This is a genomic window from Staphylococcus arlettae, from assembly GCF_025560845.1.
Taxonomy (GTDB): Bacteria; Bacillota; Bacilli; order Staphylococcales; family Staphylococcaceae; genus Staphylococcus; species Staphylococcus arlettae.
In genome coordinates this window covers 105,164-120,054 of the sequence record NZ_CP094803.1, presented here as the reverse complement: position 1 = coordinate 120,054, position 14,891 = coordinate 105,164, and the positions used below count along the sequence as shown (strand labels likewise).

The following is a 14,891-nucleotide window of genomic DNA, read 5'->3' as shown; positions in this document are numbered from 1 at the left end:
TAGGGTGGTGTATTAAAATGAAATATGGCTATATTAGGCCTGTTACAATAAACGATAGTATGAACGAACAAGTAAAGAAAATAGAAATCTATACAACTAATATTATTGAGGAAATACATGCTAATAATAAAAACAGAACAGAACTAGACGTTTTACTAAATTTAAAATTAACTGCTAATGATATTTTGTATATTACGGATTTGTGTATCATTGCAGATTCTACAAAACATTTGATGGAGATATTAAATAAACTTTTAACCAAAGGGATTTCGCTATATGTAATTAATTTAAATAGAAATATTATGACCGCTGAAAATGAAAGCTTTATAAAAACATTACAAGATATTACTGATTTCCAAAGCGACATTGTGAAATTCAGAACACGTATGGGATTAGAAAATTATACAAGGGAAGGAAAAAACCTTGGTAGGCCTAAACGGGATGATAAAAATTTAAGAAATGCTATAGAAATGTATATGAGTAAAAAATATACGCTAGATGAGATAAAAGAAAAAACTAATATAAGTAGAGCAACGCTATATAGACATTTAGATAGATAACGGTATTTGACTAAAGAAGAGAGTAAGTCAGAAATCAAATTTTATTAACAGATTGCTGGCGCAACCTAGCATAAATGACATGCTTTGAAGTGTATTTTGAGTTCAATCATTTACTGATAATATGACAAGATAGTGGGACGTATCAATTGGCCCCATTATCTTATTAGCTAACAAATTCGTGATGTTCACCGTGCGTGCTTGCCTCGAGCATGGCTCGAGCCTGTAGTCTCTTACGCATACTATTCCCTCGGGGGTGAGCACGTTCAAAATTATGTGTTTTAGTACAAAAATCAGACGCTTTTGTAAAATTAATACCATCACTGTTTAATTTATATATTATAATCTTTTTGATGTAATATTGGCAGTGGTTTATGCCAACTCCTGCGGGGAAAGCATTTGCCGCAGACTAAAGGCTAAGGCAGTGTCCGCGGAAAGCATGCGCCTAAAAAATGCCGGCAAAGTCTAAGACTTTGTCGACACTCTATGATGTACTGAACCCCAAAAGTTGGACTTTGGTTTAGTATAATATTTTGAAGGTTTGTTTCCTAAAATTTTTAGGAGACAAGCCTTTTAATTTTGATTTAATTCTTTCATTATTATAAAAATTCCATATAGTTTTGAATGGATTGCTCTAGTTGATGAAAATGATCAAAACTTTCTCCATAATACATTTCTTGCTTCAATAATCAAAAAAAGTTTTCCATAACGGAATTATCGAGACAATTACCTTTTTCATAGCAAATCACTCCTAATTTATAGTATCGCAATTGCCGAAGTGTAATTATCCACCTTAATCGTACTCTTATTTGCCATAATTGCAAGTATATATAAATTTTCAAAAACATTTTATTTCAATGTTTTGAATGAAATGCGTTGTGCCTTGATATCAATTTATTGATAAAGTATATACAACAAATTGTAGTGATGGTTGTTAACGATTGTTGTTTTAGAGAGATATTGAAAAACACACTGTGAGATGTTATAGTGATGTCATTACATTACAGGAGAGGAGAATTAAAATGACAGCTTCTATGAGACTAAGACAAACTTTTTTGAATACAAAACTAAATTAATTCAAAAAAGGCTGTCCGCAATACACACTCATAGGTGACGTATGTCATTTTTTATTCTTCACTAGGAATAATAACACTTTCAAACATGATAACAGCGCAATAATTTTATGCGATCGAAAGTGTGATGTGAATGAGACGGGAGTAGCCTGTCTCATTTTTTTGCGTACACGTCCTTTAACATTACAAGGAGTGTATCGACATGGAACAATATACAATTAAATTTCACCAAATCAATCATAAATTGACAGATTGGCGCTCACTTAACATTAAGCAGCTTTATGCTTATCAATTTGAAAAAATAGCACTTATTGGAGGTAATGGTACAGGCAAAACCACATTACTAAATATGATTGCGCAAAAAATAACACCAGAATCAGGAACTGTTGAAACTGATGGTGTAGTTCAATATTTTGAACAACTTAACATGGACGTGGACCATGATTTTGATACCTTAGACGGAAGTTTAATGAGTGAACTTGGCATCCCTATGCATACCACTGACAGTATGAGCGGTGGAGAAAAAGCAAAATATAAATTAGCTAACGTTTTATCAAATTATAGTCCAATATTACTTTTAGATGAACCGACTAATCATTTAGATAAGTACGGTAAAGATTATCTTTATAATATTTTAAAATATTATTATGGTACGTTAATTTTAGTAAGCCATGACAGAGACCTCATTGATCAAATCGCTGACACCATATGGGATATACAAGCAGACGGTACAATCAGAGTGTTCAAAGGGAATTATTCACAATATCAACAACAGCGCGAACAAGAACATTTAGAACAACAGCGTCAATATGACCAATATGTAAGTGAGAAGCAAAGGCTATCCCAAGCAAGTAAAACTAAACGAAAACAGGCGCAACAGATGTCCCAAGCATCTTCAAAACAAAAAAACAAAAGTATAGAACCCGATCGTTTAAGTGCTTCAAAACAAAAAGGATCAGTGGAGAAAGCTGCTCAAAAACAAGCGAAACACATTGAAAAAAGAATAGAACATTTAGAAGAAGTCGAAAAACCACAAAATGAACACGGCTTCCATTTTCCACACAATAACATTTATGATATTCATAATAATTATCCAATCATTGCACAAAATCTAACATTAAGACAAGGCAATCAAACATTGTTGTCGCATGTACGCTTTCAAATACCTTATGGCAAAAATATAGCGTTAGTCGGTGCAAATGGTGCCGGTAAGACAACTTTACTTGAAGCTATTTATCAGCAAATAGAGGGTATTGAGTGTTCTCCCAAAATACAAATGGCCTATTATCGTCAACTTGCTTATGAAGAAATGCGTGACATTTCATTATTACAATATTTAATGGATGAAACGGATTCATCCGAATCTTTTAGTAGAGCTATTTTAAATAATTTAGGGTTAAATGAAGCACTTACGCGTTCTTGTAAAGTTTTGAGTGGTGGCGAACGCACTAAATTATCGTTAGCAGTGTTGTTTTCAACACAAGCGAATGTATTAATTTTAGACGAACCCACTAACTTTTTAGACATTAAAACATTAGAAGCATTAGAATTGTTTATGAATAAATACCCAGGTATCATTTTATTCACGTCACATGATAGCAGATTTGTTGAGCATGTAGCAGACAAAAAATGGGAACTAACAAAACAGTCCATTTATGATGTAACTTAATTTATAATATTGGCAGTGATTTGGCTCACTTCTGCGAGAAGTGCACTAACATAAAATTACAGGCTAAGGCACATACATTTTGTATGTGCCTTTGTTTTATTTACTGACACGATATTACTACCTCCCTTAAGCATAATTAGAAATATTCAATAAGCGCTTGCTTGATATCGCGCTCTAAGGTTTATGCTTGTAATATATTCAAAGGAGGTTATATAATATGGGCAAATTTAATAGCTTAACAGACAAAGTTGTAGTTATTGCTGGTGGTGCTAAAAACCTTGGTGGCTTATTAAGTACTACGTATGCTAAAGCAGGCGCTAAAATAGTAATCCATCATCACGATGAACATTCGTTAGCCGATGCAAAAGCTACACTGTCACAAGTCGAAGATTTAGGGGGTCAAGGCACACTATTCTCTGGTGATTTAACTAAAGTTGATAATGTCCAGGCATTATTTCAACATGCTGAAAACACCTTTGGAAAAATTGACATCGCAATTAATACCGTAGGAAAAGTACTGAAAAAACCGATTGCTGAAACGACTGAAGCCGAATTTGATAGCATGTCAGACATCAACGCAAAATCAGCGTATTTCTTTATAAAATACGCTGAGAAGTCGATGAATGATAATGGTAAAATCATCACCATAGCTACCGCATTGCTAGCTGCTTATACAGGTTTCTATTCAACTTATGCTGGAGGGAAAGCACCTGTCGAGCATTATACTCGTGCAGCATCAGCAGAATTTATGGATAGAGGGATTTCTGTTAATGCAGTAGCGCCTGGTCCAATGGACACACCTTTCTTCTATCCTCAAGAAGGTGAAGATGCTGTGGCATTCCATAAATCCCAAGCACTCCATAATCAACTGACTAATATCGAAGACATTGCACCGATTATTACTTTTTTAACTTTAGATGGTTGGTGGATCAACGGACAAACCTTATTTGCAAATGGTGGTTATACGACACGTTAGATAATTTTAAACACTAAGGAGGCCATTTTGATATGAATTACTTTTTAGCACTATATAAAGGAAATGAAACAGAGATCAAAATTATTTCAGAAGAAAGTGTGCTAGACGACAAAAACGTATCTTTATCGAACAATGATTACGTGAAATCTTTAGCTAATGAAATCATAGAACTATCTCATCAAAATAATTTATTCCACAATGATATTCAACGCATTGGCTTACAAATAGATGACCCTGAACGCATAGGTTATATCACTGTAGAAACATTAAAAGACGATATGGAATCAACATTTGGCTTTGAAGCTATCATTCATAATAACTATGACGATTTACTTTCCCAACTTATTAAATAAACACAAAGGGGTTGGGACAGAAATTAAAAAGATTTCGTCATCTCACACTGATAAAATGACTGGAATTAAAAAAGCTTAATTTGGGGCGCAATTTTAGTACTGTCATCTACTGACAATATGACACGCGGCTGGGACGAATCAATGATGTCCTAGCCTTTTTTAGGAGGAAAATTATGCGAGTAAAACAAGTAGCAGATAATTTAGGCATCAGCGAACATACCATTCGCTACTATGATAAAGCAGGACTTTTTCCATTCGTGGCGAGAAATAAAAATGGCTATAGAGACTTTTCCGAAGAAGACTTATATTGGATTGAATTTATAAAATGCATGCGTCAGACACATATGCCTATATCAAAATTAAAAGAAATTGCCGAATTGTATCATCAAGGAAGCTCTACCAAAATGAAGCGTAGAGACATTTTTTTAAAACATCAAAAAAATTTATTAGAACAAAAAAAACTTATAGATGAAGCACTTCAAGTGTTAGATAAAAAATTCGAATTATTGGAAAGCGAATAACAGCAAAAGATTTAGGAGTGAAAAAATGAAGAAAAAAGAAGTCAGCATGACAGAATTATTTTTTGATTTAATATTTGTTTATGTTTTAGCTACTATCAATCAAACTGTTGAAGGTATTTCACATAATATAATGTCATTAGAAGAATTAGGGAAAAGTTTCATGCTTTTTCTTGTCTTTTTCTCTATATGGATCTATCGAACACTTTTAGTTAACAGGTTCTTCAATCAAAAATGGTATCAATACGTGTTTGTATTTATAGATATGTATTTAATCATTATCTTGTCTAAAGCGATAAATAGTGATTTTCAACAAACATTTTCACCATTTGTTTTAACGACTGCCTTAGTGTATCTAAGTGTATTCATACAATACTTTATTAATTATAAATTTACCGAAACAGAAGTAGATTTCAAATTGGTCAAAGTTTACACAAGTGGATTATTATTAACAATTATCCTTTCTGTAATATCAATAATGTTGCCTGCACCGATTAATTTTTGGTTATTTTTCATAGGCATTCTAATTGTAGCAGTCTTTCCACTACTCTTTTATATGGTTTCATATCACAATCCTATATTTTTTAATCACTTGACTGAACGCTTAAGCTTACTCATCATTTTATTATTTGGTGAAGGTCTCGTGCTATTAATCCAAAATATTGAATTAGCCCATTTAAACAGTTTATATACATTATGTTTTGCCTTTATTTCACTGTTATTTATTATTTATGTGTATCACTATAAAGCAACTGACAAAAATACAACTAACAAAACTGGTTTCACCACAATTTATATACATTTATTATTACTCTTTTCATTAGATATGATGTTTTTAATGATTAATAAACTATTATCCCATGGCCAGTTGAATATATTTGAAATATATGGTTTCATACTGTTCTTGCTGTTATTTATCATTAGTACATTAACCAATATACGATTCCATAGAGCGCATGTGTAAATAAATTTTTGTGCTGAAACATAAAGGAAATCATAAAATTTTCATCCTAATACACGCTGTAAAATCCTTCAATTCTACTTGAAGGATTTTTTATTTTATATAATTTATAAATGCACTTATAACAAAAGAAAGTGGCAAATCAGAACTTTACTCATTTCAGACTTTTAATTAATACACTTGTATTAAAATATGTTAAACTAGGAGTATGCCAAAAATAATTAATCACGAACACAAGAAAACCGAAATCATTCAATACGCTTTCGATTCAATTGTAGAAAATGGTGTAAAAGGCTCTACCGTAAGACAAATTGCGCACATAGCGCAAATGACCCCTGGTCAGATTAGATATTATTTTCCAAATCATTCTGAGTTACTAAACGCCGTTATGTCTACCGTAGAAGTGAAAATAAGAAGGAGAATTGAAGCTATATTTACGTCCAAAAACCTTAATACCATTGATAAAGTTAAAGCAAGTTTGCTAACCGTCTTACCCTTAGATCAAGAAAGACTCGCTGATATGGAAGTTTGGATGGCTTTTCGTTATGACATTCATGAATATGGTCAAAGTACGCTAGACGATGGACTAGATCAACTATGTCATAGCATTTTGACTTTATTAAATAATGAACAGCTACTACAAACTAATTTAAATATTCATCTTACTGCAATGAAATTACATGCTTTAATTGATGGTTTAGCTCTGCATAAATTACTTAATCCAAACGACACCTCAAACGAAGATATTCAATCAATAATAGATGAAGAAATAGCGACACTCACATATAAGGGAGGAAAAACATGAACTTTATTGTCTGGCTTATCATTTTTTGTGAAGTTGCCTTTTGGGTAGTCATATTACTCGGACTAGTCACAAGATATATCTTCAAGCTCAAAAAGTTAGGTCTATTCTTTCTAGCACTCACACCTGTGATCGATTTAATACTACTTATAACAACAGCTATAGACCTCATGAATGGTGCAACAGCAGAAACGCCACACGCTATAGCTGCAGTTTATATTGCAGTATCTCTTGTTTTTGGGAAAAGCATGATAACTTGGGCAGACGATAGGTTTAGATATTATGTGATGAAACAAGGTGCCAAACCTTATAAACCTACAGGACTAGACTACGCTAAAAACTATGCCAAAAATTGGTTAAAGCATCTACTTTCTTACCTCTTAGGAACAGGTGTTTTACATTTAATTGTTTATTTAATTAATGATGCAAGTCGCACAGCAGCTTTAGACAGTGTCATTCATATTTGGACAATCGTCATTGTTATTGATTTAATTATTTGTATATCATATTTTGTGTGGCCACCCAAAAAAGAAAGTAAGTCATAATAAGTATAAAAAAGACTTCTTATCAAATAAGAAGTCTTTTTATCGTTGTAAAATAAAGTTTTTGAATAACTTTTGATTATAAGTGATTGCTTTCCTCAATTATATTTCTTAATTCTTCAATAGCTGCCTTGGTTTTATATTCATCTACTGAAAAAGAAGATACAATATTATCTATTCTTTGTTTATAATTTTTAGGCTTCACTGGGAATGTATTAATGAGTGCTACAGCTTTCTTTTCATTAATACAATAAACCTCATTTTTTGCAAAGATTACTTGATTCAAACAAGACAAGCATCGGAATAAATGGCCTATTAAATACGAAATATCATCTTTATCAACGTTGTCCTCGATAAACATTAAGGAGAAAGAAGCTTCAAACGCAAAAAATTGAGTTATGGACTGTTTGACTTCGGGAGGATATGGATATGTTTTTGTTTTAAGCTCATGTAATGTATTTTGAGGATCTGCTAATATTTCACAAATATTTAACTCACCCATATACATAACGTTTAAAAAGCCATGTGGATGACCAGTCTGATAATGAATCGTTACTTTACCTGCTAAACAATCGTTTATCACATCATTTACTTTATTAATATCACGAAAAATTAAATCTACATGATAACCATCCACAATTAACCAGCCACCACCGTTAATCCATTCTCCCCAATCTCCTAATGCTGTAATTAACTGTTCTTTTTGCTCGTCGTTAAGTTTACCTGCTGCTGTTTCGATATAGTCTGTATTAAACCCTTGTGTTTCATCATAATAGATACCTATATCTATATCGGAATCTGGTCTATGATTACCTTTGGCTCTAGAGCCACCTAGCACAACTCCTACCACACCTGGTAATCCACTTATTTCTGTTACTATTTTGTTAACTATATGATCTACAACGCCCATTTAACTCACTCCTACATTTTTTCAAATGATGTTTTATACGAATAAACTTTATCAAATTTTACTATGTATCAAACTATTCAAGCTTTCCCTGTACTATAACACATTGACAAAAGACACATACAGCTGATGTATGTGCCTTTTGACCAATATTATACTCACTATATACCTAACTTTCAAAAGCATTCTTAGCGAGCTTTTAGTTCATCGCCCGTCATCCATTTATGATTTTTGACAGTTTTGCCGTTGTCTTTAGATTTGTAATCGACCATATACACAGTAGTCTCCTCGACATCATCTATGTCTGCTGTGGCACCTTTCATGCCAGGCATATGGTCCGCTTCTAATTTGACTGTATCACCTGCGCTAAAGCCATGTTCCGGTGCTTCTTTAATTTCTTCATTGACAACCCATTTATGATTATTTACTTTTTTATCTCCATTTGTGGGTTCATAACTTACAACATACGCATGTGTTTTGTAGGCACCTTTAACTGTAGCTTCTGCACCTTTCATGCCGGGCATATGACCTGCAGTAATAGTCACTTTATCCCCTTTTTCAAACTTACCTTGAGCCGTTTCTGTCATATCTTCTGGAGCCTTACTTTCATCATTATGCTTCATATGGCCCTCATGATTTTTAGCTTCTTCACTTTGCTCCTCTTTATTTGAACAAGCGGATAATACTAATGCTGATGCTAATATAAGAAAGATTACTTTTTTTATCATGTTAAAAACTCCTGTTTGTTATTTTAATTTCAATGTAAAGGCATTAATTGCAACAATAATGGTACTTAAGGACATTAATACTGCACCAACTGCTGGTGAAAGAATAAGGCCAAGAAATGCTAAAATACCGGCAGCTAATGGTACTGCAATAATATTGTATCCTGCACCCCACCATAAGTTTTGCACCATTTTGCGCATTGTATTTTTGGACAGTGACAAGAAATGAATAATGTCTGACGGGTTACTTTTAACAAGAATGATATCACCTGAATCAACGGCGACATCCGTACCTGCACCTATGGCTATACCAATATCAGCTCTGATGAGACTCGGTGCATCATTGATACCGTCACCGACCATCATTACTTTTTTATCATTTTGTTGGTAATCTTTTATGATACTTTCTTTATCTTCTGGCATAAGTTGCGCATGTACATCTTTAATCCCTATTTGTTGTGCAACTGCTTGCGCTACCTCTTTATTATCACCGGTCAGCATAACTGGTGTAATGTTTCTTGATACTAAATCTGTTACCATCTGTTTTGAACTTGCTTTAATTTTATCACCTTGCGCAATAATACCTATAACTTGCTGTTCATCAATTAAATAACTAATTGAATTACCTTGTTGTGCTAATGATGTAAACAAATCACGATCATAAGCAAAATCATGTTTATCAAGATACGAAACATTAGTGATTTTATACTTTTTCTGATCAACTATGCCTTCTAAACCTACACCTGAAATGTTATTCACATCTTGAGGATTAGCGTATGAAATATCTTTCTGCGTTGCAAAATCAACGATACCTGTCGCTAAAGGATGATTAGATTGACTTTCTAATGATGCAAACAAGCTTAATACCGTGTCATCACTCCAGTTATCTTTAAAGCTTTCGTAATGATTTACTGAAAAATTCCCTTCAGTAAGTGTGCCAGTTTTATCCATCATTACATAGTCGATATGTTGTGCAATTTCGACAGCTTCTCTGTTTTTAATAATCAAACCATTATGCGCACCTATTGACGTAGAACGTGCAGTAACTAATGGTATAGCCAATCCTAATGCATGCGGACAAGCAATGACCAATACAGTTACTAGGCGTTCTAACGCAAAATCAATATTATTTTGCACCAACATCCACACAATAAATGCAATCACACCAATACTTACAGCAAAGTAAAATAAATAACCTGCTACCTTATCTGATAATAATTCAGCTTTAGATTTATCATTTTGTGCTTGATTCACTAGTTCCATAACTTGAGAAAGGTAACCGTCTTCACCTACAGCTGTAACCTTAACTTGTATCGTGCCCGAACCATTAATCGCACCACCAATAACAGCGTCATTTTCAGATTTTTGTATTTTTTTAGATTCACCAGTAACTAATGATTCATCCACTGATGTTTGTCCTTGAATGATAACGCCATCTGATGGAATACTTTCTCCAGCTTTTACTTCAACAATATCATCAATAACGAGGTCTGAGATTTTAACTTCTTCACGTTGGTCATTATTCGTTACTTTGATAGCACTATTAGGTAACAACTCAGCCATCTTTTTCAATGCATCTCCAGCATTACCTACCGCATTCATTTCAATCCAATGACCTAACAACATAATTAAAATTAATGTAGCTAACTCCCAGAAAAAGTCCATTGTATGACCTGTCGAACTACTTATATTATTCATATAAAAGGCGTACAAGCTATAAATATAAGCAACTGAAATCCCTAAAGCCACTAATGTCATCATCCCTGGTTGTTTAGCTGCTATTTCGTCTTTCCCACCAGCTAAGAATGGCTTACCACCATAGAAGAATAATATTGTAGCCAGTATTAAAACAATCCATTCAGACCCTGCAAATGTAAATTGAAATGGCAGTTGAACGCCCATCATCGGCGATAAAATGATAATAGGTATGGCAAAAATTAATGACACAAAAAATTTAACTTTAAAATTACCATGATGGTGATGTGCGTGACCACTTCCGTGATCATGGTGTTCATGATGACCTTGATGGTCGTGATGTTTATGAGCTTCATGATGATTGTGGTGATCATGGTGGTCATGGTTTTCGTGATGATCATGGTGCTCATGATGTTCGTGCGCTTCATGATTAGTCAAAGTAAAACCCCCTACATTTCTATTTTTATTATTACACCTATAATATACCCTGTTAGGGTATATGAAAACATCTTATATGCTCATAAGTTCATCTAATGCCCATGCATTACTTATCTAAAGTTGCTTAGTCATTATTATAAGTTTTTATTTTATTTTGAATAAGTGCGGCGAACTATTTCATTGATTTACAATAAGATTGTTTATTGTAAATCATACATACATACTTTTATTTATATAATTAAGAGGTGGAAAATAACCCAATTAAAATAGTAGTGAACAAAATAAAAAGTCAAAAAGGCTCCTCATTACAAGGAGCCTTTAAATCGTTTCTTAATCAACCTTTGTCTTAGTCATGATACATTAAGAAATTATTTCAATAAATTTATAATCATTAACGGTATAGCCATAACTATATATCTTGAGCCAGAAGTTACGCTATTTCCTCAAAAAGTTGGGCCATTGTTTCAGCACCATTGTCCGAGAAAAATATTGCCAAATTATCTTGAGATTCTTGTGCATGAACTTTCGCAATTTCAAACATTTGTTGCTCATAGCTGTTCAAAATTTCAGTAAGATCATCATACATATGGAAGGCCTTGGCTAAAAGATAAGCATCATGTAAAGCCATATTAACACCTTCACCTGCAAATGGACTCATAAGATGCGCAGCATCTCCAATAAGTGTCATATTCTTTTGGGTTTCCCAAGTCAATCCTATAGGAAGTTTGTAAATACGGCGGAATTTAACATCATCATAACTATACGCAATATATTTTTTCAGATCTGCTCCCCAATCATTAAATTCGTGCATCAATCTTTCTTTTAATTCGTCTAAAGAAAGATTACGGTATTCATCAAGAGTGTCATACATCATTTTAAAACTAATGTATGCCATAATACGTCCATCTCCATTGCGTTGACCTAATATCGCTTGATGTCCACCTAAGGCCATTACTTTCCCATTTTTATTAAATTTGAGAAGATCTGGATGTTCATTTTCATCAGAATTCATTTCAATCATAGAAATACCAGTATACTCAGGCATAACATCGGTTAAATGTGGTCGAATTTTAGAAAATGCTCCATCTGCTCCAATTACTAAATCTGTAATTACTTTTACACCATTTTCAAATGTGAGTTCGGCGTGGCTATTATCAAGTTGTTTCATATTTTCATATTTATAACCATATTTTATGTGTTGTGGATTGATTTGTTCAACTATAATATCGCATAACTTCCCACGATCAATTTCAGGTCTACTACCCTCATCCTCTGCATCTTCATCGTATAGTATTTTACCGTCTTTACGCACGATACGGGTATCTTCGCCATCGAAGCGTGCATATTTACGAAATACTTCAAATATACCCGCTTGTTTCAAAGCGAGTTGTCCACTATCGTCATGAATATCTAATGACCCGCCTCTATCCTTGTGGATATTTTTGTGGCCACGTTCATAAATGGTAAAGGGTAACCCTTGGTGTTGCAAAAGTAAACCAAGCATTAATCCTCCTGGTCCTCCACCAATAATTGCGATATGTTGTAGATTTTGCTTTTTCATCACTATACCTTCTTTGACATATTTTATTTTTCTTCTCTTATATTTAAGAGTTGTGCTTTAGTATCCTTTATTAATTGTTGAAATTGATCATATTTATTTTCATCTTTTAGGGCACTTTGTCCTGTTACCATAAATTCTTTGAATAAATCTTGGATTTGATTTCTTAAATCATTCATTTTCTCCATATCCATATTTTTAAATGCTTCCATACGTTTTGTAAATTCATTGTGTTGGCTATGCTCTTTTAAAAATTCCGACCCTTTTGCCGTAACGGTATAGACCTTTTTAGTTCCTTCTTTTGAAACTGACACGAATTCTCGATCTTCTAACATCTGTAAAATAGGATACACACTACCTGGACTTGGTGAATAGAAACCTTTAAATCGTGCTTCTAAATCTTTAATAACTTGATAGCCATGTTTCGGTTCTTCTTCTAACAAACTCAATATGCTTAATTGTAAATTGCCTTTTTTAAAGAAACGGTTTCTTCCTTGCGCAGAGGCAAACATTTTGTCAAACCCATCAAACCCACGGCCACCACCTCTATTATCTTGTTGCATTAATACATGTCTTCTATTATGAAAATGTCTATTAAACATAATGATCACCCTTCTTTTTCGATATATCGAAACGTGTCAAATAAATAACTATTTTTAATTATCATTTTTTGCTTATGCTTATATAATGAGGCTTTTAAGTATGCTGTATCATTTATTGATCGTGATGCCCTAGTCAACAGAAGGCATACTAAAAAAGCCACCATTTAAAAGGAGGCTTTTTTAGTATTTTGCAATTAAATTTAAAGAAAATTGATAGCAATTGCTGATAATATTTTAGATAACACCTAAGAATATGGTAATATCTATTTTAAAAACTCATGCTTTTAAAGTCGAGATTTCCAGCAGGTAATACCACTCTTTCAGATAACATTCTATATCTTGTTGGTGTGCTAAAACGATTACCTTCTTTTCCACTAGGTAAGTATTTCATAACTAAAGCTTTCGAAGATTTTTTATACACTTCATCATCATCAATTTTTTCTATAGTTTTGATTTCTTCTACTAATTTAGTAATATCTTCAAGCATCAGTTCGAAATTGATTTCTAAATTTTCTGACTTATTTATTTTCAAACTATTCCCATTCTCAATCAACCACTCGAACAAAAAGTATCCTGTCCCAGCATCAAAATTAGTTAATGCATCTGGCTGTCCTGGATATCTTATCAATCTTTCAAGAATTACAAATTCTAGTAATTCATTTTTATAAGGTAATGAATATTTATCTAAAGTTAAAATTGATTCGCAGTCTACTTTAATTTCTTCTAAAATACCTGAATGAAAATTCATTTTAGACTGTAAATTCTCATTCAAAGGTCGAGGTCCTTTGTGATGAAAGTAATCATGTAAATACCCCCAAATTGATCGAACCGTATAACATTCTTCAGCGGTTAATGTGGTGGAAACCCAATGACTTTGGTCTATTAAAACGTTTGCTCTTTGTATTGTTTCATTCATCCATATTTTTTGAAACTTATTAAAAAAGAACACTGCAAAAGATTGATTATTAATCTTCTCTTTAGTAGAAATATTTTCTGGGAAAAAAACTATACAATTTCCCTCTATTACTCCATTAGATCCGGTTATCAACTTAGTTGATTGGCAACCTGATCCTGGATGTGGTAATAATTTTTCAATTTCATTTAATAATTGTGGTTCATATCGTTGAGCAAATATTGCTTCAAAAAAATACCCTGTAGGTTTAGGACCATTTGGACATTTAACTGGACCAACAAACATTACTAATTCTTTATTGTTAGGTGCTTTTAAGTTTTCCAGGGTATTTATAAAATCTGGTTTAAATTCTAAACCTGATTTTATCCAGTTTTGAATATCTTGTTCAAAAGCTTTAGCCATTAACTCATTATTTGTTGCTTTATAGATATAACTTAACTTTTCATTTAATTGATAAAGTGTTTTTTCTATAAAAAATTTGTCGCCAATTATACTGCCATCTTTTGATTGATGTGCTTTAATGATAGTTGTATATGGTATTATCTCTTGTTCAAAATAAATTGTAATATTTTCTATAGATTCAATGTATTTTTTCATTTTTA

General features: G+C 32.8%; 14 protein-coding genes and 1 pseudogene. 8 read left to right on the top strand and 7 right to left on the bottom strand.

The features are described 5' to 3' along the window. Window positions 1–17: 17 nt before the first annotated feature. A complete protein-coding gene (locus MUA37_RS00550) occupies window positions 18–560 on the top strand; it encodes a recombinase family protein (RefSeq protein ID WP_002510374.1) in 543 nt (180 codons plus the stop codon). A 517-nt stretch (window positions 561–1,077) separates the two neighbouring features. On the opposite strand, the pseudogene MUA37_RS00545 reads toward MUA37_RS00550, so the two are convergent. Beyond that, a pseudogene (locus tag MUA37_RS00545) lies at window positions 1,078–1,291 on the bottom strand (IS3 family transposase); the annotation flags it as partial. 541 nt (window positions 1,292–1,832) lie between these two features. On the opposite strand from MUA37_RS00545, the gene MUA37_RS00540 reads away from it, so the two are divergent. The 7 genes from MUA37_RS00540 (at window position 1,833) to MUA37_RS00510 (ending at window position 7,454) form a co-directional block, all read left to right on the top strand. After that, window positions 1,833–3,299 (top strand): Msr family ABC-F type ribosomal protection protein, encoded by a 1,467-nt coding sequence (locus MUA37_RS00540; protein ID WP_002510375.1) that lies wholly within the window; start codon window positions 1,833–1,835, stop codon window positions 3,297–3,299. 217 nt (window positions 3,300–3,516) lie between these two features. Beyond that, window positions 3,517–4,275 (top strand): SDR family oxidoreductase, encoded by a 759-nt coding sequence (locus tag MUA37_RS00535; RefSeq protein ID WP_002510376.1) that lies wholly within the window; start codon window positions 3,517–3,519, stop codon window positions 4,273–4,275. Between the two features lie 32 nt (window positions 4,276–4,307). Further along, on the top strand, window positions 4,308–4,628 hold the full coding sequence (locus MUA37_RS00530; RefSeq protein WP_002510377.1) for a hypothetical protein: 321 nt from the start codon (window positions 4,308–4,310) through the stop codon (window positions 4,626–4,628). Window positions 4,629–4,801: 173 nt separating this feature from the next. After that, complete coding sequence (locus MUA37_RS00525; RefSeq protein WP_002510378.1) at window positions 4,802–5,149, top strand: MerR family transcriptional regulator; 348 nt, start codon at window positions 4,802–4,804, stop codon at window positions 5,147–5,149. A gap of 25 nt (window positions 5,150–5,174) precedes the next feature. Then, window positions 5,175–6,110, top strand: a complete 936-nt coding sequence (locus MUA37_RS00520; protein ID WP_262624725.1) for a low temperature requirement protein A — start codon at window positions 5,175–5,177, stop codon at window positions 6,108–6,110. A gap of 205 nt (window positions 6,111–6,315) precedes the next feature. After that, window positions 6,316–6,912: a TetR/AcrR family transcriptional regulator gene (locus MUA37_RS00515; RefSeq protein WP_002510380.1), complete on the top strand. Its 597-nt coding sequence runs from the start codon at window positions 6,316–6,318 to the stop codon at window positions 6,910–6,912. Beyond that, window positions 6,909–7,454: a hypothetical protein gene (locus tag MUA37_RS00510; protein WP_002510381.1), complete on the top strand. Its 546-nt coding sequence runs from the start codon at window positions 6,909–6,911 to the stop codon at window positions 7,452–7,454. Before MUA37_RS00515 ends, MUA37_RS00510 begins: the two co-directional genes overlap by 4 nt. A 76-nt stretch (window positions 7,455–7,530) precedes the next feature. On the opposite strand, the gene MUA37_RS00505 is transcribed toward MUA37_RS00510, so the two are convergent. The 6 genes from MUA37_RS00505 to MUA37_RS00480 all read right to left on the bottom strand — a co-directional run bounded on the left by MUA37_RS00505 (window position 7,531) and on the right by MUA37_RS00480 (window position 14,886). Further along, window positions 7,531–8,361, bottom strand: coding sequence for a nucleotidyltransferase domain-containing protein (locus tag MUA37_RS00505; RefSeq protein WP_142019207.1), 831 nt, complete (start codon window positions 8,359–8,361; stop codon window positions 7,531–7,533). A gap of 185 nt (window positions 8,362–8,546) precedes the next feature. Continuing rightward, the gene (locus MUA37_RS00500) at window positions 8,547–9,086 is read right to left on the bottom strand and encodes a YdhK family protein (RefSeq protein ID WP_002510383.1); all 540 of its coding nucleotides are present in this window, start codon (window positions 9,084–9,086) and stop codon (window positions 8,547–8,549) included. An 18-nt stretch (window positions 9,087–9,104) separates the two neighbouring features. Continuing rightward, window positions 9,105–11,216: a heavy metal translocating P-type ATPase gene (locus MUA37_RS00495; RefSeq protein ID WP_142019206.1), complete on the bottom strand. Its 2,112-nt coding sequence runs from the start codon at window positions 11,214–11,216 to the stop codon at window positions 9,105–9,107. Window positions 11,217–11,646: 430 nt separating this feature from the next. After that, window positions 11,647–12,777 (bottom strand): FAD-dependent oxidoreductase, encoded by a 1,131-nt coding sequence (locus tag MUA37_RS00490; RefSeq protein ID WP_002510385.1) that lies wholly within the window; start codon window positions 12,775–12,777, stop codon window positions 11,647–11,649. Between the two features lie 23 nt (window positions 12,778–12,800). Then, a complete protein-coding gene (locus MUA37_RS00485) occupies window positions 12,801–13,376 on the bottom strand; it encodes a PadR family transcriptional regulator (RefSeq protein ID WP_107399466.1) in 576 nt (191 codons plus the stop codon). A 268-nt stretch (window positions 13,377–13,644) separates the two neighbouring features. Beyond that, on the bottom strand, window positions 13,645–14,886 hold the full coding sequence (locus MUA37_RS00480; protein WP_002510386.1) for a DUF6421 family protein: 1,242 nt from the start codon (window positions 14,884–14,886) through the stop codon (window positions 13,645–13,647). Window positions 14,887–14,891 lie beyond the last annotated feature (5 nt).

Excerpts from the sequence above, each read along its gene's own strand:
- MUA37_RS00480 (WP_002510386.1), bottom strand. The coding sequence starts at position 14,886 with ATGAAAAAATACATTGAATCTATAGAAAATATTACAATTTATTTTGAA.
- MUA37_RS00535 (WP_002510376.1), top strand. The coding sequence starts at position 3,517 with ATGGGCAAATTTAATAGCTTAACAGACAAAGTTGTAGTTATTGCTGGT.
- MUA37_RS00505 (WP_142019207.1), bottom strand. The coding sequence starts at position 8,361 with ATGGGCGTTGTAGATCATATAGTTAACAAAATAGTAACAGAAATAAGT.
- MUA37_RS00525 (WP_002510378.1), top strand. The coding sequence starts at position 4,802 with ATGCGAGTAAAACAAGTAGCAGATAATTTAGGCATCAGCGAACATACC.
- MUA37_RS00550 (WP_002510374.1), top strand. The coding sequence starts at position 18 with ATGAAATATGGCTATATTAGGCCTGTTACAATAAACGATAGTATGAAC.
- MUA37_RS00515 (WP_002510380.1), top strand. The coding sequence starts at position 6,316 with ATGCCAAAAATAATTAATCACGAACACAAGAAAACCGAAATCATTCAA.
- MUA37_RS00540 (WP_002510375.1), top strand. The coding sequence starts at position 1,833 with ATGGAACAATATACAATTAAATTTCACCAAATCAATCATAAATTGACA.
- MUA37_RS00485 (WP_107399466.1), bottom strand. The coding sequence starts at position 13,376 with ATGTTTAATAGACATTTTCATAATAGAAGACATGTATTAATGCAACAA.
- MUA37_RS00510 (WP_002510381.1), top strand. The coding sequence starts at position 6,909 with ATGAACTTTATTGTCTGGCTTATCATTTTTTGTGAAGTTGCCTTTTGG.
- MUA37_RS00500 (WP_002510383.1), bottom strand. The coding sequence starts at position 9,086 with ATGATAAAAAAAGTAATCTTTCTTATATTAGCATCAGCATTAGTATTA.
- MUA37_RS00530 (WP_002510377.1), top strand. The coding sequence starts at position 4,308 with ATGAATTACTTTTTAGCACTATATAAAGGAAATGAAACAGAGATCAAA.
- MUA37_RS00520 (WP_262624725.1), top strand. The coding sequence starts at position 5,175 with ATGAAGAAAAAAGAAGTCAGCATGACAGAATTATTTTTTGATTTAATA.
- MUA37_RS00490 (WP_002510385.1), bottom strand. The coding sequence starts at position 12,777 with ATGAAAAAGCAAAATCTACAACATATCGCAATTATTGGTGGAGGACCA.